The organism is Stenotrophomonas sp. YJH_SMC_65, from assembly GCF_059369475.1.
The window spans coordinates 214,916-232,703 of sequence record NZ_JCAFSR010000006.1; the positions used below are offsets into that span (position 1 = coordinate 214,916).

General features: G+C 66.2%; 14 protein-coding genes. 4 read left to right on the forward strand and 10 right to left on the reverse strand.

What is annotated here, in order from left to right:
• Nucleotides 1-27 precede the first annotated feature (27 nt).
• The 10 genes from AC5P7A_RS13260 to gmk all read right to left on the reverse strand — a co-directional run bounded on the left by AC5P7A_RS13260 (nucleotide 28) and on the right by gmk (nucleotide 11,640).
• Nucleotides 28-537, reverse strand: coding sequence for a CS1 type fimbrial major subunit (locus AC5P7A_RS13260; protein ID WP_227864377.1), 510 nt, complete (start codon nucleotides 535-537; stop codon nucleotides 28-30).
• Between the two features lie 460 nt (nucleotides 538-997).
• Nucleotides 998-2,062 (reverse strand): membrane protein, encoded by a 1,065-nt coding sequence (locus AC5P7A_RS13265; RefSeq protein ID WP_046432315.1) that lies wholly within the window; start codon nucleotides 2,060-2,062, stop codon nucleotides 998-1,000.
• Nucleotides 2,063-2,476: 414 nt separating this feature from the next.
• Nucleotides 2,477-3,754 (reverse strand): citrate synthase, encoded by a 1,278-nt coding sequence (locus AC5P7A_RS13270; RefSeq protein ID WP_014648268.1) that lies wholly within the window; start codon nucleotides 3,752-3,754, stop codon nucleotides 2,477-2,479.
• A gap of 296 nt (nucleotides 3,755-4,050) precedes the next feature.
• Entirely contained in the window at nucleotides 4,051-4,293 is a 243-nt protein-coding gene (locus tag AC5P7A_RS13275) for a type B 50S ribosomal protein L31 (protein ID WP_010484049.1), read from the reverse strand.
• 88 nt (nucleotides 4,294-4,381) lie between these two features.
• Complete coding sequence (locus tag AC5P7A_RS13280; RefSeq protein ID WP_049407499.1) at nucleotides 4,382-5,320, reverse strand: nucleoside hydrolase; 939 nt, start codon at nucleotides 5,318-5,320, stop codon at nucleotides 4,382-4,384.
• A gap of 320 nt (nucleotides 5,321-5,640) precedes the next feature.
• A complete protein-coding gene (recG, locus tag AC5P7A_RS13285; RefSeq protein ID WP_049440470.1) occupies nucleotides 5,641-7,752 on the reverse strand; it encodes an ATP-dependent DNA helicase RecG in 2,112 nt (703 codons plus the stop codon).
• Nucleotides 7,753-7,759: 7 nt separating this feature from the next.
• Nucleotides 7,760-8,146: a RidA family protein gene (locus tag AC5P7A_RS13290; protein ID WP_005418954.1), complete on the reverse strand. Its 387-nt coding sequence runs from the start codon at nucleotides 8,144-8,146 to the stop codon at nucleotides 7,760-7,762.
• A 149-nt stretch (nucleotides 8,147-8,295) separates the two neighbouring features.
• The gene (locus tag AC5P7A_RS13295) at nucleotides 8,296-10,458 is read right to left on the reverse strand and encodes a RelA/SpoT family protein (protein ID WP_005418955.1); all 2,163 of its coding nucleotides are present in this window, start codon (nucleotides 10,456-10,458) and stop codon (nucleotides 8,296-8,298) included.
• A 106-nt stretch (nucleotides 10,459-10,564) separates the two neighbouring features.
• Complete coding sequence (rpoZ, locus tag AC5P7A_RS13300; protein ID WP_005410877.1) at nucleotides 10,565-10,864, reverse strand: DNA-directed RNA polymerase subunit omega; 300 nt, start codon at nucleotides 10,862-10,864, stop codon at nucleotides 10,565-10,567.
• Nucleotides 10,865-10,974: 110 nt separating this feature from the next.
• Nucleotides 10,975-11,640 (reverse strand): guanylate kinase, encoded by a 666-nt coding sequence (gene gmk / locus AC5P7A_RS13305; RefSeq protein ID WP_014648271.1) that lies wholly within the window; start codon nucleotides 11,638-11,640, stop codon nucleotides 10,975-10,977.
• A 290-nt stretch (nucleotides 11,641-11,930) separates the two neighbouring features.
• Between gmk and fdnG the strand changes: the two genes are divergently transcribed.
• The 4 genes from fdnG (at nucleotide 11,931) to fdhE (ending at nucleotide 17,786) form a co-directional block, all read left to right on the forward strand.
• Complete coding sequence (fdnG, locus tag AC5P7A_RS13310; protein WP_164232758.1) at nucleotides 11,931-14,999, forward strand: formate dehydrogenase-N subunit alpha; 3,069 nt, start codon at nucleotides 11,931-11,933, stop codon at nucleotides 14,997-14,999.
• A 10-nt stretch (nucleotides 15,000-15,009) separates the two neighbouring features.
• Entirely contained in the window at nucleotides 15,010-15,927 is a 918-nt protein-coding gene (gene fdxH / locus AC5P7A_RS13315) for a formate dehydrogenase subunit beta (RefSeq protein WP_049440473.1), read from the forward strand.
• Nucleotides 15,924-16,571, forward strand: a complete 648-nt coding sequence (locus AC5P7A_RS13320) for a formate dehydrogenase subunit gamma (protein ID WP_049440476.1) — start codon at nucleotides 15,924-15,926, stop codon at nucleotides 16,569-16,571. Before fdxH ends, AC5P7A_RS13320 begins: the two co-directional genes overlap by 4 nt.
• 231 nt (nucleotides 16,572-16,802) lie before the next feature.
• Nucleotides 16,803-17,786 carry a formate dehydrogenase accessory protein FdhE gene (fdhE, locus tag AC5P7A_RS13325; protein WP_049440477.1) on the forward strand — a complete coding sequence of 328 codons (984 nt, stop codon included), beginning with the start codon at nucleotides 16,803-16,805 and terminating at the stop codon, nucleotides 17,784-17,786.
• The last annotated feature ends 2 nt before the right edge of the window (nucleotides 17,787-17,788 follow it).

The following is a 17,788-nucleotide window of genomic DNA, read 5'->3' on the forward strand; positions in this document are numbered from 1 at the left end:
CCCGGCGTGCGGACCGGCGCGCGGGGATTACGGCGTGGTGGCCTTCTGGTTCAACACGACGCTGACGATGCCGGCGTAGCGGCCCTTGGTGGCAATCGGCGCCGGCGTGGTCTGGGCAATGGTCAACGGCATCGAAATCGAGGCGCCCGGAGTGGAGCCGGCGCCGGTGAACAGATCAGCCGCCTTGTACTCGATGGCAGTGGTACCCAGTGCGCGGTTGTTGAGGCTGATGGTCATCGGCACGGTGACGGCGCCGGTCTCGTTGGCCAGCACGAATGGACCGTCGATACGGGCCTCGATATCGGCGGTTTCATCGTTGGAGTGGATGCGGACGCGCTGGGTGTCCGGAATCAGGCCGCGCAGCGGATCGTGGGTCAGCGTGACCAGGTCCGGCAGCGGGGTGCCGTCATCGCGCAGCAGCGCCAGGGTCGGGTCGACGTCGGCGTAGACGGAGATCCTGGTTTCAACAGCGTGCGCGGACAGCGAAGCAGTGGCCAGCGCTGCAGCGAGCGCGGCCTTCTTGATAATGGCGTGCATGATTGTCTCTCTCGGACAAGGGGGAATTTGAAAGCTCCCCTCCCCAAGGAGAAAAGGGAGGGAAGCGCCGCCCGCGGGGATGGGTGCGGGCGACGGAGAGAATGTTAGAAATCCATTGCCATGCAGGCCATTCAAGCATTCCTAAAACGTTGAACGTTAAGGAGAATTTTTGAAGGCGCTCTATGTTTGAGGGTTATGCAATTTCCCTCACTGTTTGAATGCAATAAACCTCATTGCATTGCGTTTGTAGAGTCGGGCATGGCTCGACTCTACTGTGGGGCATCCACGCGTGGCGTGGATCTGCGGGATGGCATCAGGCCGCCTTTCGGCGGCCCGATGACACGGCGCGGTGGTGCGCGATCAGAAGAAGATCGCGTACAGGATCAGCAGCGGAATCGGCACGCCCAGCAACCAGAGCAGAATCATCTTCATGGCAGGTCTCCTTGCATGGAAGGGTGGATTACAGGTCGCGGCGGCGGCCGCCCCAGGTGGCGCTGAGGCTGGCGAAGAACGCGCCGATCAGCAGGGTGATGAAGAGCCACAATGCGGCGTAGGCGGTCGCCTTCCGCGCATCGTCGGCAGCCTGCTTGGCGGTATTCCTGGCCTTCTCCAGCGCTGCACGCATGCGCGTCTGCACATCGGTCACGCGGGCCTGCGCTTCAGCCGGGCTCATCCCGGTATCGCGCGCGATCAGCTGTGACAGATACTGGGTATCGGCCGGATCCAGGCCTTCCCCCTGCAGGCTGTTGACGATGATGCGGTTCACTTCGGCACGCACTTCGCGGCGATCGCCGATCGGACCGTTGCCCGGCGCCGGTCGCGGCGGTGGGGCCATGCGCGCGTCGCGCGGACCGGCGCCCGCTGCCGGCGGTGGCGCGGCATCCGGGTCCATCGGTGCGCCCGGCGGCGGCGCTGCGGGATCGGCCGGCCCTGCGTGGGTCGTGCTGCGGAACAGCGCATCCACCCAATAGTCGAGGTCGCCTTCCGGCGCAGCCGCCACAGCGCCGCTGGCACCGGCTGCAGCCACGCCGACGGTGGACGCAGCGGCACCGGCAGTGGCGCCGGCCACCTTTGCGCCCGCACCCAGCACGCCACCGATGGCCGAGGTCAGCAGGCCCGCGGTCAGCAGCGTGGCCACCGCCCACGACACGAAGCCGTGCGCGGTGTCGCGGAAGTAGGTTTCGTCGCCGTGGATCTGCGTCCACTTGGTACGCAGGCGACCCGCCAGATAGCCACCCAGGCCGGAAGCGGCCAGCGCGGTGAAGGTGAGCCAGGCGATGCTGGACCAGCCGAAGGTTTCCTTGCTGACGCCTTCGAACGACCAGGGCGACACCGACGACAACCCCAGGCCCACGCCGAGGATCAGCAGGATGAGAGAGAGCGCAGCGGCGGCGGCGGCGCCAGCGAAGATGGCTCCCCACGACACCGCGCTTTCGCTGGCGGGCGGAACGATGGGGGCAGTGACGACAGCGGCGACGTCAGCGCCGAGCGGGCCGCGCTCGGGTGGGTCGAATCGGGTACTCATCGGGATGGACGCTCCATTTCAGGTGCTGCGAATGCAGCTGGCGTCCTGAGGCTGCGCGAGCGCTTGTGAAGCTGGTGAGACCCCTGAATCACGCGGTCTTGGCGCGTTGAAGAGCGTGCCAACCAAGGTTGGCACCTACCAAAGGCGGGAACGCGGTAAATCCATGCCACGCGTGGATGGGGGAGCGTGCCAACCAAGGTTGGCACCTACCAAGGCGGGAACGCGGTAAATCCATGCCACGCGTGGATGGGGAGCGTGCCAACCAAGGGCGGGAACAAGTGGATCCACGCCATGCGTGGATGGTTTTTCGCGAGTGTCGAAAGCGTGCCAACCTTGGTTGGCACCCACCAGGGCGGCAGAAAAAAAAACGCCCCGCGCATGCGGGGCGTTCTCGGCACAACCTACGCGGGGCGATCAGCCCTGGTAGTCGCGCACGTCGCTGCCGGTGTAGACCTGGCGCGGACGGCCGATCTTCATTTCCGGATCGACCTGCTGTTCCAGCCAATGCGAGACCCAGCCGGAGGTACGGCCCAGGGCGAACATGACGGTGAACATTTCGGTCGGGATCTGCAGCGCCTTGTAGATGATGCCGCTGTAGAAATCGACGTTCGGGTACAGCTTGCGCGCGACGAAGTACTCGTCCTGCAGCGCGGCCTGTTCCAGCTTCACGGCCACGTCCAGCAGCGGATCCTGCACGCCCAGCTGCTTGAGCACCTTGCTGGTCATCTCGCCGATGACCTTGGCGCGCGGGTCGAAGTTCTTGTAGACGCGGTGGCCGAAGCCCATCAGGCGGAAGCCGGAGGTCTTGTCCTTGGCCTTGACCACGGCGGACTCGACGTTGTCGGCGCTGCCGATCTCTTCCAGCATCTTCAGCACGGCTTCGTTGGCACCGCCGTGGGCCGGACCCCACAGCGCGGTGACGCCAGCGGCGACCGACGCGTACGGGTTGGCACCGGTCGAACCGACCAGGCGCACGGTCGAGGTCGAGGCGTTCTGCTCGTGGTCGGCGTGCAGGATGAACAGCAGGTCCAGCGCCTTGACCACATCCGGGTTCAGATCGTACTGGCCGTCAGCCGACTCGAAGGTCTGCTTCAGGAAGCGGCTGACGTAGTCCAGCGACGTGTCCGGCTTGTTGGCCGGCAGGCCCTTGCCATGGCGGTAGATCAGCGCCGACAGGGTCGGCACCTTGGCGATCAGGCGCACGGCGGCCTGGCGGCGCTGTTCGGCGTCGGACAGGTCCAGCGCGTCGTGGTAGATGGCCGACAGCTGCGCGATCGCAGCAGCCAGGATGGCCATCGGGTGGGCGTCCTTGGCGAAGCTGCCGATCAGGGTGTTGATCGAGTCGTCGACATTGGCTTCGGCAGTCAGCTCATCGGTGAAGGCCTTCAGCTGCTCGGCGCTCGGGCGCTCGCCGTTGATCAGCAGGTAGGCCACTTCGACGTAGCTCGACTTTTCCGACAGCTGCTCGATCGGGTAGCCGCGATACAGCAGCACGCCCTTGTCGCCGTCGATGTAAGTGATGGCGGACTTGCAGCTGGCCGTCGCGGTGAAGCCGGAATCGTAGGTGAAAAACCCCGTTTCCTTGGTCAGCTTCGCGATGTCGACGCAGTCGTTGCCAAGGGTGGGTTTGATGACGGGCAGAACGACGGACTTATCGCCGGCGTTGAGCGTGACCTGATCAAGATCGGACACTGTGTGCGCTCCTTCATGGGAAGGCGCCTGCCCAAGCGCATTGGTCAGGCACGTGAATGACGTCCTCGGCCTGTGCCGGGGATCATGCCATTATCGCACAGCAGCATTTGCCCGGCGCTAGACAGAAGTCGTAGACGGCAGGCGGCCAGAACCCGGCCAGCAAGCGGCCCGGATCGGCAAAAGCGTTGTCACACGAACGCAGTGTTCTGTCCATCCAAACGCCCGTTGGGTAGGCGTTGGGGAAAAACAAACGGCCGCGCAGAGCGCGGCCGTCGGTTCGAAGCTGGATCGACAGATCAGCGCGCGTAGCGCTTCTGGAACTTGTCGATACGGCCCGAGGTGTCGATGACCTTGTGCTTGCCCGTGTAGAACGGGTGCGAAGCCGAGGAAATTTCAACCTTCACCAGCGGGTAGTCGTTGCCGTCTTCCCACTTGATGGTTTCCTTCGTCGCCATGGTCGAGCGGGTCAGGATCTTGAAATCGGAGGTGACGTCATGGAAGACGACGTCGCGGTAGTTCGGATGGATATCGGCCTTCATGGGCTCACACCGTAAATGGGCTGGTGGTCAAGAGCGGCATTATAAGCACCGGTTGCCGCCCGGGGCAACCGGTGCCGGTCAATCGGCTTCAGTCCGCGCCCAGGGCCTGGCGTACCAGGGCCTCGAAACGCTGCTGGTCGTAGGCCATCAGCAGATCGCAGTTGTCCGGCTGGCCGGTCTGGCGGTTCCAGTCGACGATGGTGGCGCCGCGGCTGAACGTGCCATTCAGCTCCACGTTCAGCGGACGCGACTCGACCCGCAGCTGCCCTTCCGGGTTCAGTGCCCAGGCCATGGCAACCGCGTCGGCGGTGTACCAGCGGCCACCCTTGCTGTCTTCGGACAGGCCACGGGTCTTGCGCGAGATCAGCTCGTAGAAGCGGGCACGATCGGAGTCGGCCTGCAGCCACTTCTCGGCTTCTTCCAGCGGCAGGCCGTGGGCGACGGTGGCCTCCCAGTCCGACACCAGCAGGTGCTTGAACGAGGTGAACACCACATGCGCCGCTTCCGGATCGAAGGCGATGTTGAATTCGGCCGCCGGGGTGATGTTGCCGTGGCAGGTGACCGCGCCGCCCATCACCACGATGCGCTTGATGCGCTGGGGCAGGGTCGGGTCCAGCTTCAGTGCCAGCGCGAGGTTGGTTAGCGGGCCAAGCATCACCAGCATCAGTTCGCCGGCATGCGCGTGCGACAGGCGCAGGATGGCCAGCGCAGCGTGCTCGGCTTCGGCCTGGCGGCTCGGCGGCGGCAGGTCCACGTCGCCATAGCCATCACGGCCATGCACGTGGGCAGCGTCTACGGAAGGATGCAGCAGCGGATCCGGGCTGCCGGCAAACACCGGCACGTCGGTGCGGCCGACGATGTCGCAGAGCTTGAGGGCGTTGCGGACGGTGTACTGCAGGCCGACATTGCCGGCGGCGATGGTCAGGGCGACCACGTCATGCCGTTCATCGGCAAAGGCCATCAGCAGGGCCAGGGCGTCGTCCACACCGGGGTCGGTGTCGATCAACAGGGGGATCTTGTGGGTCATCGTTGCCGTCTTCAGATCGGCAACGAAGTGTGGACCGGGATGATGACCGTTGCAAGTATGGGGGGCGGCAGGGCTGCGACCTGCACCCGCGGTAGTGCCGGCCGCTGGCCGACAACTTCAACAGCAACGCCGAAAACGGGTTTCCCGCGGATGGCAGGGAGAGCTCTCTGTAGAGTCGAGCCATGCTCGACTCCCGCGCGCAACGCGCACAGCAGCCGAGCGTGGGCTCGGCTCTACAGTGGATCCACGCCGTGCGTGGATGAGCGTCCCGGGGATGGGGTCAGAGCCCTTTGCTGTGCAAAGGGGCCTGACCCCGCCACTTACGCCGAGGCGTAGCGCACGGCGGTGCCGATCCAGCGCTGCACCACGCGATCGGCCAACGCGGGCTGCTGGGCCAGCAGCCGCTCGGCCAGGTCATGCACGCCGGGCAGCAGGCCGGCATCGCGGGCCAGGTCTGCAATGCGGAAACCGGCCAGGCCGGTCTGGCGGGTGCCCAGCAGTTCGCCGGGGCCGCGCAGTTCCAGATCCTTCTCGGCGATGACGAAACCATCGTTGGTTTCGCGCATGGTCTGCAGGCGCTCGCGCGCCATCTGCGAAAGCGGAGCCTGGTACAGCAGCACGCAGCGCGATACCGCCGAACCACGCCCCACGCGGCCGCGCAGCTGGTGCAGCTGGGCCAGGCCGAGGCGTTCGGCGTTCTCGATCACCATCAACGAAGCATTGGGTACGTCCACGCCCACTTCGATGACCGTGGTCGCGACCAGCAGGTCGATCTCGCCGGTCTTGAACGCCACCATCGTCGCCAGCTTTTCGGCGGCTTTCAGGCGTCCGTGCACCAGCCCCACGCGAACGCCGGGCAGCAGTGCCTGCAGCGATTCGTAGGTGGCCTGCGCCGGGGTGGCATCCAGTTCTTCGCTTTCCTCGATGAGCGTGCACACCCAGTACACCTGCCGCCCTTCCTGGCAGGCCAGCGCGATGCGCTCGATCAGCTCCGGGCGGCGGTCATTGTTGAGGGCGACGGTCTGCACCGGCGTGCGTCCCGGTGGCAGTTCATCGATGGCCGACACATCCAGGTCCGCGTACTCGGACATCGCCAGCGTGCGCGGAATCGGCGTGGCGGTCATCACCAGCTGGTGCGGCACGCTGTTGCCACCCGCGCCCTTGTCGCGCAGCGCCAAGCGCTGGTGCACGCCGAAGCGGTGCTGTTCGTCGACGATGGCCAGAGCCAGATCCTGGAACACCACCGCCTCCTGCATCAGCGCGTGGGTACCGACCACCACCTGCGCTTCGCCACTGGCGACCTGCGCCATCACCTTGGCGCGCGCCTTGCCGGTGACCTTGCCGGCCAGCCAGGCGATACGCACACCGAGCGGCTCCAGCCAGCCGCGCAGGTTGTTGAGATGCTGTTCGGCCAGCAGTTCAGTGGGCGCTGCCAATGCGACCTGCTTGCCCTGCTCCACCGCCAGCATCGCCGCCAGTGCGGCCACCACGGTCTTGCCGGAACCGACGTCGCCCTGCACCAGCCGCAGCATCGGGCTGGGGCGCGCGAGGTCTTCACGGATCTGCTTGAACACGCGCGCCTGCGCGCCGGTGAGCGCGAACGGCAGCTGCTTCAGCAGCGCCTTGGCCAGCTTGCCAGGACCAGCCAGCGGCGGCGCATGGTGTGCCTGCAAGGCAATGCGCTGGCGACGCAGGCTGAGGTGGTGGGCCAGCAGTTCTTCCATCGCCAGGCGGCGCTGCGCCGGGTGGGTGCCGGCGGCCAGCGCGGCGAGGTCGGCATCCGGCGGTGGCCGGTGCACGGTCAGCAGCGCGCTGCGCAGCGACGGCAGGCCCAGGCCATCGAGCCAACCGCTGGGCAGCAGTTCCAGCGTGCTTTCCTCGGGCAGGCGATCCAGGGCCTGGCCGATCAGCTTGCGCATCGTCATCGGGCCCACGCCTTCGACGGTGGGATACACCGGGTCGAGGCGGTCGCCGAGTTCGGGATCATCGTTGCGGCCCAGCACCTGGTAGCTGGGATGGACGATTTCCAGGCCGAGGTGGCCGGGCTTGGGCGTGCCGAAGCAGCGCAGCCGGTTGCCGACCGCGAACTGGCCGACCTGCTGCTGGCGGAAATGGAAGAATCGCAGCACCAGGGTGCCCTGCCCTTCGTCCTCCACCGCCACTTTCAGCATCGGCCGGTAGCGCATGACGCGCTCCACCGCGACCACCCGCCCTTCCACCTGGGCCGGCACGCCGTTGCGCAGGTCTTCGATGCGGGTCAGCCGGGTCCGGTCTTCATAGCGCAGGGGCAGGTGAAGCCAGAGATCCTGCAGGGTGGCCAGGCCACGCGCCTGCAGTTTGGCGGCCACGGCCGGACCGACGCCGGCGAGCATCGCCAGGGATGCTTCGCCGGACGGTGACAGGACCGGAGTGACCGCCGCCTTGCGTGCCACGTGGCGGTCAGTCGATGACCATCACCGCATCGACCTCGAAGCTGGCGCCCTTCGGCAGGCCGGAGACTTCGATGGTGGAACGGGCCGGGTACGGGGCCTGGAAGTAGTCCTGCATGACCGCGTTGACCTTGGCGAACTCGCCCAGGTCGGTCAGGTACAGGCCCAGACGCACGACCTTGTCCAGCGAGCCGCCGGCGGCTTCGGCCACGGCCTTGAGGTTGTCGAAGGCGCGACGGGCCTGCGCTTCGACGTCGCCAGCGCCGACGATGTCGCCGGTGGCCGGGTCAAGCGGGATCTGGCCGGAGAAGTACACGGTGTTGCCGGCGCGCACGGCCTGCGAGTACGGGCCGATGGCGGCGGGGGCCTTTTCGGTGTTGATGATCTGGCGGGACATGGGTCGCTCCGGTGCTTTGGGGGAAAACAGAGCGGTGATTGTACCGGGTGGGCGCGGCATCGGCTGGGGGTCGGATCCGTTTCCCGGCGGGAAACGGATCCGACCCCGTATGTCGTGTGCGCGGAACGTCATCCACGCATGGCGTGGACCTACTGGCGGCGTACCGACTGCACGACCGACAGGCGGCGCAGGCGGCGCATCACTTCGGCCAGGTGGTTGCGGTCGCGCACCTGGATGTTGAACGCCAGCACGGCGGCGTTGAAATCGCGATCCAGGTAGTCCACGCGCTCGATGTTGGAGTGGCTCTGCGCGATGGCAGCGGCCAGCTGTGCCAGCACGCCGGTGCCGTTCTCCACTTCCACCACCAGCGAGGTGTCGTAGTCGCCGGAGACGGTGGTGTCCCAGCCGATCGGCACCCAGCGCTCGGGCGACTTGCGCAGCTCGGCCAGGTTCGGGCAGTCCATGCGGTGCACCACGATGCCCTTGCCGGCGGTGTGGTAGCCCATGATCTCGTCGCCGGGAATCGGCTGGCAGCAGCCGGCGAAGGTGACCACGCCACGCTCGCTGCCGTTGATCAGGATCTTTTCCTGCGAGTGGTGGCGCGAATGCGGGCCACCACGCAGTTCGGCGTAGGCCATCAGCGCCTGCGCGGCCTGGGTCGGCATCCAGTTGCCCAGTGCGACCTCGGCCAGCAGGGCTTCCAGGCGCGGGAAGCGGTGTTCGGCCAGGAACGCATCCAGGCGCCCCTTCGGCAGCCGCTCCAGCGACGAATCCATCGCTTCCAGCGCACGGTCGAGCATGCGGTGGCCCAGCTGCACGGCATCCTCGTGCTCCAGCTGCTTGAGCTGGTGGCGGATGGCGGTGCGCGCCTTGCTGGTAACCACGAATTCCAGCCACTGCGGTTTCGGCGTGGCCGAGCGTGCGGTGATGATCTCCACCGACTGGCCCGACACCAGCTTGGTGCGCAGTGGCACCAGTTTCTTGTCCACGCGCGAGGCCACCGCCATGTTGCCGACGTCGGTATGCACGGCGTAGGCGAAATCGAGCGCGGTGGAATTGCGCGGCAGGGCCAGGATCTTGCCCTTCGGGGTGAACAGGTAGACCTCGTCCGGGAACAGGTCGACCTTGACGTTGTCCAGGAACTCCAGCGAGGAACCGGCGGCACGCTGCGAGTCGATCAGCTCGACGATCCACGCGTGGGCACGGCTCTGTGCGCTGTTGGGCGAATCGCCGCCGAACTTGTAGGTCCAGTGCGCGGCCACGCCGCGTTCGGCGATCAGGTCCATTTCCTCGGTACGGATCTGCACTTCGATCGGCGAGCCATACGGCCCGAACAGCACCGTGTGCAGCGACTGGTAACCGTTGGCCTTGGGAATGGCGATGAAGTCGCGGAAACGGCCATCCAGCGGCTTGAAGGTGGCATGCACCGAACCCAGCGCGTGGTAGCAGCTGGGCACGCTGCGCACGACCAGGCGGAAGCCGAACACATCCATCACCTGGTCGAAGGATTTGTTCTCGTCGCGCATCTTGTTGTAGATGCTCCACGGGGTCTTGATGCGGCTGATCAGCCGATGCTCGATCCCCTCCTTGGCCAGGCGCTGCGACAGCTGCACTTCCACCTGCGCCATCGCCTCGCGACGCACCACCGGCTGGCTGCGGATGTGCTTCTCGATGATGGCGTGGCGCCACGGGTACAGCGCCTTGAAACCGAGGTTCTGCAGCTCGCTCTTGACCAGGCTCATGCCCAGGCGCTGGGCGATGGGCGCGTAGATCTCCAGCGTCTCGCGGGCGATGCGGCCGCGCGCTTCGCGGCTCTGCGCACCCAGCGTGCGCATGTTGTGCAGGCGGTCGGCCAGCTTGATCATGATCACGCGCAGGTCGCGCGACATCGCCAGCAGCATCTTGCGGAAGCTCTCGGCGGCCGCCTCCTGGCGGTCGCGGAACTTCAGCTTGTCCAGCTTGGTGACGCCGTCGACCAGTTCGGCCACGGCTTCGCCGAACTCGGCGGCCAGCGCCTCGCGGGTCAGCGGCGTGTCTTCGATGGTGTCGTGCAGGATCGCGGCGATCAGCGCTTCCACGTCCAGGCCGAGCTCGGCCAGCACCTGGGCCACCGCCACCGGGTGGGTGATATAGGGCTCACCCGACTTGCGCGTCTGCCCAGCGTGCGCGGAGGCTCCGACTTCCCAGGCACGGCGCAACAGCGGCAGCTGTTCCGGCGGCAGGTAATGGGCGGCGCGTTCAAGCTGGAGGACGTAGTCGGGTACGGCGGCAGTGGGGGCTGCGGCGACCTTGGCAGTGGGGCCTGGGTTCATGCCCGCAGCCTATTCCAGCGCGACGTTTACGGCAAATCCTGAATGCGAAACAGCCCGCACGGGGCGGGCTGTTCGGTGTATCCAACGATTACGTTGATCGATGCGATCAATCGTCGTTCTTGGACATGTCTTCGTCAGCGACCACTTCGGCGGCAGCCCACTCCAGCGCTTCGCGCTCGGCGCGCTCACGCTCGGCCTTCTCGACTTCGTCGATCAGCGCGTTGTCGATCTTGCGGGCGGCGATTTCGCGCAGCGCCAGCACGGTCGGCTTGTCCTCGGTCTCGCTGTTGTCCAGCGTGGCCTGCACGCCGTTGGCGAGCTGGCGGGCACGCTTGGATGCCATCATGACCAGTTCGAAACGGTTGTTAACGACTTCCAGGCAATCTTCTACGGTGATGCGGGCCATACGGGCTCCCGGCGACCGGTCGGCCGCTCAGTCGAATGAGGGAAAGGGGACGGAGTGTACTGGCAGGGGCTGGACAAAATCAAGCCAACCCCTACCCGATTCTTTTGGAATCAGTCAGTTGCGCCCGGATCGGGAGTCAGCAGGGCCTGGATCAGGCCGGCGTGGCGGACCTTCTGGGCCTCCCGGCGCAGGCGGCTGGCGGTGAAGATGGCGCACAACTCGTCCACGGCGGTGTCGAACACCTCGTTGACGATGACGTAGTCGAACTCGTTGAAGTGCAGCATTTCATCGCGCGCCGCGCCCAGGCGCTGGGCGATGACCGCCTCGCTGTCCTGGCCGCGCTTGCGCATGCGATCCTGCAGGGCCTGCCTGGACGGCGGCAGGATGAACACGGTGACCGTGCCCGGCACCAGCTGGCGCACCTGCTGCGCGCCCTGCCAGTCGATTTCCAGCAGCACGTCCTGGCCGGCGGCCAGCTGCGGCTCCACCGACTGCCGGGCCGTGCCCTTCCAGTCGCCGTGCACCCACGCATGCTCGAAGAAGTCGCCGGCGGCGATCATTTCCTCGAACCTTTCCGCAGAGACGAAATGGTAGTGCTGGCCGTTCACTTCCCCCGGGCGCATCGCGCGCGAGGTGAAGGAGATCGACAGCGCGATCTGCGGGTCACGCGCCAGGGTGGCATTGACGATGCTGCTCTTGCCGGCGCCGGACGGGGCGGCAACGATGTACAGCGTGCCGCGCGCAACGGCGTCCGACGGCTTCGACGGGGCGCTCATGCGCGGAACCCAACTGGTTGATTTCGCAAAATTTTTCCTCGGTGTTCCAGATCCGGCGCGGAGGATCGCGCCAGGACGGCGGGGGCTGCGCGGAACATCCTGGAACCAGGCCCGGCAGACGCTTCCCCGGGGGGCGGGCACGCAACTTTACCAGAGCGGCCCCGTTGCGCGCCCGCCCCGCCGGCGCCGGGCCTTGTGCCACATGGGCGTGCGGGGGCCTGTGCTATAACCGGGCCGTACCCAACGACAGCCCGGAGGCCCGTGCCTCCCCGCCATCCCAGGAGAACGGCATGCCATCGATGAGCCGCCGCCAGTTCCTGAAAGTGACCGGGACAACCCTGGTCGGCTCCAGCCTGGCATTGATGGGCTTCGCGCCCGGCATCGCGCTCGCGGAGGTCAGGCAGTACAAGCTGACCCGCGCGACCGAGACCCGCAACACCTGTACCTACTGTTCGGTGGCCTGCGGCATCCTGATGTACAGCCTCGGCGACGGCGCCAAGAACGCCGAGCCGAGCATCTTCCATATCGAGGGTGACCCGGACCATCCGGTCAACCGCGGCACGCTGTGCCCGAAGGGCGCCGGCCTGGCCGACATCATCCACAGCAAGTCGCGCCTGCTCTACCCCGAGTACCGGGCACCGGGCTCCAACGAGTGGAAGCGGCTGAGCTGGGACGATGCGCTGGACCGCATCGCGCGGCTGATGAAGGAAGACCGCGATGCCAACTTCGTGCAGAAGAACGAAGCCGGGCAGACGGTCAACCGCTGGCTGACCACCGGCATGCTGGCGGCCTCGGCCACCAGCAATGAAACCGCGGTGCTGACCCACAAGGTCGTCCGCTCCCTTGGCATGCTGGCATTCGACAACCAGGCACGTGTCTGACACGGCCCGACGGTGGCAGGTCTTGCCCCGACGCTAGGCCGTGGTGCGATGACGAACCACTGGGTCGACATCAAGAATGCCGACCTGATCCTGATCATGGGTGGCAATGCCGCCGAGGCACACCCGTGCGGATTCAAATGGGTGACCGAGGCCAAGGCACACAACAAGGCCCGGCTGATCGTGGTCGATCCGCGCTTCAACCGCTCGGCCGCGGTGGCCGACGTGTACGCACCGATCCGCACCGGTACCGATATCGTGTTCCTGGGCGGCCTGATCAACTACCTGCTGACCGAGGACCGCATCCAGCACGAGTACGTGCTGAACTACACCGACATGCCGTTCCTGGTGAAGGACGAATTCGCCTTCAAGGACGGCCTGTATTCGGGTTACAACGAAGAGAAGCGCAGCTACGACCGTTCCAGCTGGGACTACGCCTACGGTGACGACGGCTACGTACGCAGCGACCCGACGCTGAAGGACCCGCGCTGCGTCTACAACCTGCTGAAACAACACTACGCGCGCTACACCGTGGAGATGGTCGAGCGCATCTGCGGCACGCCGGCCGACAGCATCCGCCAGATCTGGGACATGATCGCGTCCACCGCCGGCAAGGACAAGGCGATGACCATCCTGTACGCGCTGGGATGGACGCAGCACTCGATCGGCGCACAGAACGTGCGTGCCGGCACCATGGTGCAGCTGCTGCTGGGCAACATCGGCGTGGCCGGTGGCGGCATGAACGCGCTGCGCGGGCATTCCAACATCCAGGGCCTGACCGACATCGGCCTGATGTCCGACCTGCTGCCCGGCTACCTGACGCTGCCGAGGCAGGACGAGCAGGACTACGACGCCTACATCGCCAAGCGCACGCAGAAGCCGCTGCGCGCCAACCAGATGTCGTTCTGGCAGAACTATCCGAAGTTCCACGTCAGCCTGATGAAATCGTGGTGGGGCGATGCCGCCACCGCCGACAACAACTGGTGCTTCGATTACCTGCCCAAGCTCGACAAGCCGTACGACATGCTGCAGGCGTACGAGCTGATGAACGAGGGCAAGATCCACGGCTACATCTGCCAGGGTTTCAACCCGCTGGCCTCGGCGCCTAACAAGGGCAAGCTGATCAGCGCGTTCTCCAAGCTGAAGTTCATGGTCAGCATGGACCCGCTGGAAACCGAGACCATCGCCTTCTGGCAGAACCACGGCGCGTTGAACGACGTCGACCCGAGCACGATCCAGACCGAAGTATTCCGCCTGCCCACCACGTCCTTCGCCGAGGAGAACGGCGCGGTGGTGAACTCCTCGCGCTGGCTGCAGTGGCACTGGAAGGGCGCCAATCCGCCGGGTGAAGCGCGCAGCGACATCGAGATCATGTCCGAGCTGTTCCATCGCATCAAGGCGATGTACGAGAAGGACGGCGGTGCGTGGTGGGAGCCGGTGCGCGACCTGGCCTGGAAGTATTCCAACCCGGAGCTGCCGACGCCGGAAGAGCTGGCGATGGAATACAACGGCAAGGCGCTGGCCGACGTGTTCGATCCGAAGGATCCGACCAAGCTGGTGCGCAAGGCCGGCGAGCAGCTGGCCGCATTCGGCGACCTGCGCGACGATGGCAGCACCTCCTCCGGCTGCTGGATCTACATCGGTGCCTGGGGCCCCACCGGCAACATGATGGCGCGGCGTGACAACAGCGACCCCACCGGCATCGGCAACACGCTGGGCTGGGCCTGGGCGTGGCCGGCCAATCGCCGCGTGATGTACAACCGCGCGTCGTGCGACGTGGCCGGCCAGCCGTTCGACCCGCGCCGCACGCTGCTGGCCTGGAACGGCAAGAACTGGGGCAGCGTGGACGTACCGGACTTCAAGGCCGACGAAGATCCCGCCGGCGGGATGGGCCCGTTCATCATGAACCCGGAAGGCATCGCCCGCTTCTTCGCCAAGGCCGGCATGGCCGAAGGGCCGTTCCCCGAGCACTACGAGCCATTCGACACGCCACTGCGCAGCAATCCGCTCAGCCCCGGCCAGGCACTGACGCTGAACAACCCGGCCGCCCGCGTATTCGCCAGCGATCGCGCACAGATCGGTTCGCCGGACGAGTTCCCGCATGTGGCCACCACCTACCGCCTGACCGAGCACTTCCACTTCTGGACCAAGCACGGCAAGTTGAACGCCATCATCCAGCCCGAGCAGTTCGTCGAGATCGGCGCGGCCTTGGCCGACGAGCTGGGCATCAGCAACGGCAGCCGCGTGCGGGTCAGTTCCAAGCGTGGCCACATCGAAGCGGTGGCGATGGTGACCAAGCGCATCAAGGCCCTGCAGATCGATGGCCGGACCGTGCACCAGGTGGGCGTGCCGATCCACTGGGGCTTCCTCGGTGCGGCCAAGCCCGGATACATCGCCAATACGCTGACCAACGCCATCGGTGACGGCAACTCGCAGACGCCCGAATCGAAGTGCATCCTGGTCAAGGTCGAGAAGGTGTAGGAGACACGCCATGTCACTGCAATCGCTGGACATCATCCGCCGCTCGGCCACCACCACGCCCTCGCCGGAAGCGCGCGGTGCGCACACCGGCCAGGTCGCCAAGCTGATCGATGTGAGCAAATGCATCGGCTGCAAGGCCTGCCAGGTCGCCTGCATGGAATGGAACGACCTGCGCGACGAGGTCGGCAGCTGCGTTGGCAGCTATGACAACCCGCCCGACCTGAGCGACCAGTCGTGGACGGTGATGAAGTTCCGCGAGTACGAGGACGAGAAGGGCAAGCTGGAGTGGCTGATCCGCAAGGAGGGCTGCATGCACTGCAGCGACCCGGGCTGCCTGAAGGCCTGCCCGTCGCCGGGCGCGATCATCCAGTACGCCAACGGCATCGTCGACTTCCAGGAAGAGAACTGCATCGGCTGCGGCTACTGCGTGACCGGTTGCCCGTTCGACGTGCCGCGCATTTCCAAGAAGGACCACAAGGCCTACAAGTGCACACTGTGTTCGGACCGGGTGGCGGTGGGCCAGGAACCGGCCTGCGTGAAGACCTGCCCGACCGGGGCGATCACCTTCGGCAGCAAGCAGGCGATGACCGAGCACGCGGCCGGCCGCGTGGAAGACCTGAAATCGCGCGGCTACGGGAACGCCGGCCTGTACGACCCGCAGGGCGTGGGTGGCACCCACGTGATGTACGTGCTGCAGCATGTGGACAAGCCGGAGCTGTATGCCGACCTGCCCAAGGACCCGCGGATCAGCCCGATGGTGGAAGTCTGGAAGGGCGTGGCCAAGCCGCTGGGCGTGCTGGCGATCGCCGCCACCGCCTTCGCCGGCTTCCTGCATTACATCGGCATCGGCCGCAACACGGTCAATGACGAGGAAGAAGAGGAAGCCGAACACGAGGCGAAGAGGATCGAAGAGGAGCAGCGGCCATGAAGTACGCCCCGCACCCGCGGCAGATCATCCGCTACCGCGCGCCGACCCGCATCAATCACTGGATCGTGGCGATCTGCTTCGTGCTGACGGCGCTGTCCGGGCTGGCACTGTTCCATCCCGCGCTGTTTCCGCTGACCCAGCTGTTCGGTGGCGGCCCGTGGACGCGCATCCTGCATCCGTTCATCGGGCTGGCCATGGTGGTCGGCTTTGCGTTTCTGGCGTTCCGCATGTGGCGCGACAATCTGCCGACGGCCGACGATCGCGCATGGATGCGCGGCATGCGCGATGTGCTGCGCAACGAGGATGAGAAGCTGCCGCCGGTGGGCCGCTTCAATGCCGGCCAGAAGCTCCTGTTCTGGGCGATCATTGGTTGCCTGTCGGCACTGCTGCTGACCGGCTTCGTGATCTGGCGGCAATACTTCAGCCATCTCTTCCCGATCGGGCTGATCCGCTTCTCGGTGCTGGCCCATGCGTTGTTCGGTTGGGTGCTGGTGTGCGCGATCGTGGTGCACATCTATGCGGCGCTCTGGATCAAGGGCTCGGTGCGGGCGATGACCCAGGGCAAGGTGACCTATGGGTGGGCGTACAAGCACCACCGACAGTGGTTCCGCGACATCCTGCGCGGACGTCGGGAAGAGGGGTAACGGCAGGGCCTGCGGCCCTGCACCTGCAGAGGCGCCTTCGACAGTTCCCCGGTGCTTTTGGTAGGTGTCGACCTTGGTCGACACGATGAACACGGCAACAACCGATGGGGTCAGATCCGTTTTCCTGTGGAAAACGGATCTGACCCCGACCATTTCAAATGGCCTACAGTGCGCTGGACGCCAGCGCTGACAACGGCGAGGATGGAGGCTGGTTCTTCTGGCTGGCCCTGCATGGCGCAACGCATCCTTGAACCCGGTGAGATCGAGACGCTCGCCTCGCGCGACGTGCCGCGCATCATCCTGCCTGATACCGGGTCGCTGTTCGCCACACGCGCGGCGCGCCTGCGCAGCCTGGCCGCGCACAGCGCCATCGGCGGTTACCTGCAGCTGCTGGCGGCATTGGCCGATGCACAGCAGGCGCTGCTGGAGGAATTGACACCCCAGCAACGCGAGGCGCTGCAGGACCACGCGGCCGCGCAGCAGTCCAGCGCGGCCGCCAGTGCCGGCATGCCGTTGCGGCCCGCCAACACACTTCATCTGGACGGGCGCTGGCGCGACTGGCTGCGCACGCTGTGCCGGCACTGCGCCGACGAAGCGGGGCTACCGGCGGAAACACGGCAGGAATTGCTGCGCGTCGCCGCCGCCGACGACACCTGGCTGGATGCGCAGGCCCACGCCGTGCTGGAACGCGCTGACGCGCCCCCGGTCGACGCGGTCGCTGCGCTGCTGGTGATGAATGCGTTGCAGGTGTATTGGGCAGTACTGGCGGCCAGCTTCCGCCCCAGCGACCTGAAACCGCTGGCCGATGCGCCAGGGCTGTGCCCGCTGTGCGGCACCCTGCCGGTGACCAGCATGGTGCAGGCCCGCCCGCCCTATGCCTCCTACCGCTACCTGTCGTGCTCGTTGTGCGCCTGCCAGTGGCACTACGTGCGCGTGCAGTGCAGCCAGTGTGGCGCCGCTGGCAAGGACATCGCCTATCGCGCCCTGGCTGATGCCGACGGCGATACCGGCCAGGCGGTGCGCGAGAGCGCGGTACGTGCAGAAACCTGCGACCACTGCCACAGCTACCGCAAGATCCTGTATCTGGAAAAAGATCCGTCGCTGGAACCGGTGGCTGATGACCTTGGCACGCTGGCGCTGGACCTGCTGCTGGGCGAGGAAGGCTATGCACGCGCCAGCCAGAATCCGCTGCTGTGGCAATCCGACGGCGAGTGAGG

Bases quoted from the DNA above. Each gene is read 5' to 3' on its own strand.
- AC5P7A_RS13260 (WP_227864377.1), bottom strand. From the start codon at position 537: ATGCACGCCATTATCAAGAAGGCCGCGCTCGCTGCAGCGCTGGCCACT.
- AC5P7A_RS13265 (WP_046432315.1), bottom strand. From the start codon at position 2,062: ATGAGTACCCGATTCGACCCACCCGAGCGCGGCCCGCTCGGCGCTGAC.
- AC5P7A_RS13275 (WP_010484049.1), bottom strand. From the start codon at position 4,293: ATGAAGGCCGATATCCATCCGAACTACCGCGACGTCGTCTTCCATGAC.
- AC5P7A_RS13280 (WP_049407499.1), bottom strand. From the start codon at position 5,320: ATGACCCACAAGATCCCCCTGTTGATCGACACCGACCCCGGTGTGGAC.
- AC5P7A_RS13290 (WP_005418954.1), bottom strand. From the start codon at position 8,146: ATGTCCCGCCAGATCATCAACACCGAAAAGGCCCCCGCCGCCATCGGC.
- AC5P7A_RS13295 (WP_005418955.1), bottom strand. From the start codon at position 10,458: ATGAACCCAGGCCCCACTGCCAAGGTCGCCGCAGCCCCCACTGCCGCC.
- rpoZ (WP_005410877.1), bottom strand. From the start codon at position 10,864: ATGGCCCGCATCACCGTAGAAGATTGCCTGGAAGTCGTTAACAACCGT.
- gmk (WP_014648271.1), bottom strand. From the start codon at position 11,640: ATGAGCGCCCCGTCGAAGCCGTCGGACGCCGTTGCGCGCGGCACGCTG.
- fdxH (WP_049440473.1), top strand. From the start codon at position 15,010: ATGTCACTGCAATCGCTGGACATCATCCGCCGCTCGGCCACCACCACG.
- AC5P7A_RS13320 (WP_049440476.1), top strand. From the start codon at position 15,924: ATGAAGTACGCCCCGCACCCGCGGCAGATCATCCGCTACCGCGCGCCG.
- fdhE (WP_049440477.1), top strand. From the start codon at position 16,803: ATGGCGCAACGCATCCTTGAACCCGGTGAGATCGAGACGCTCGCCTCG.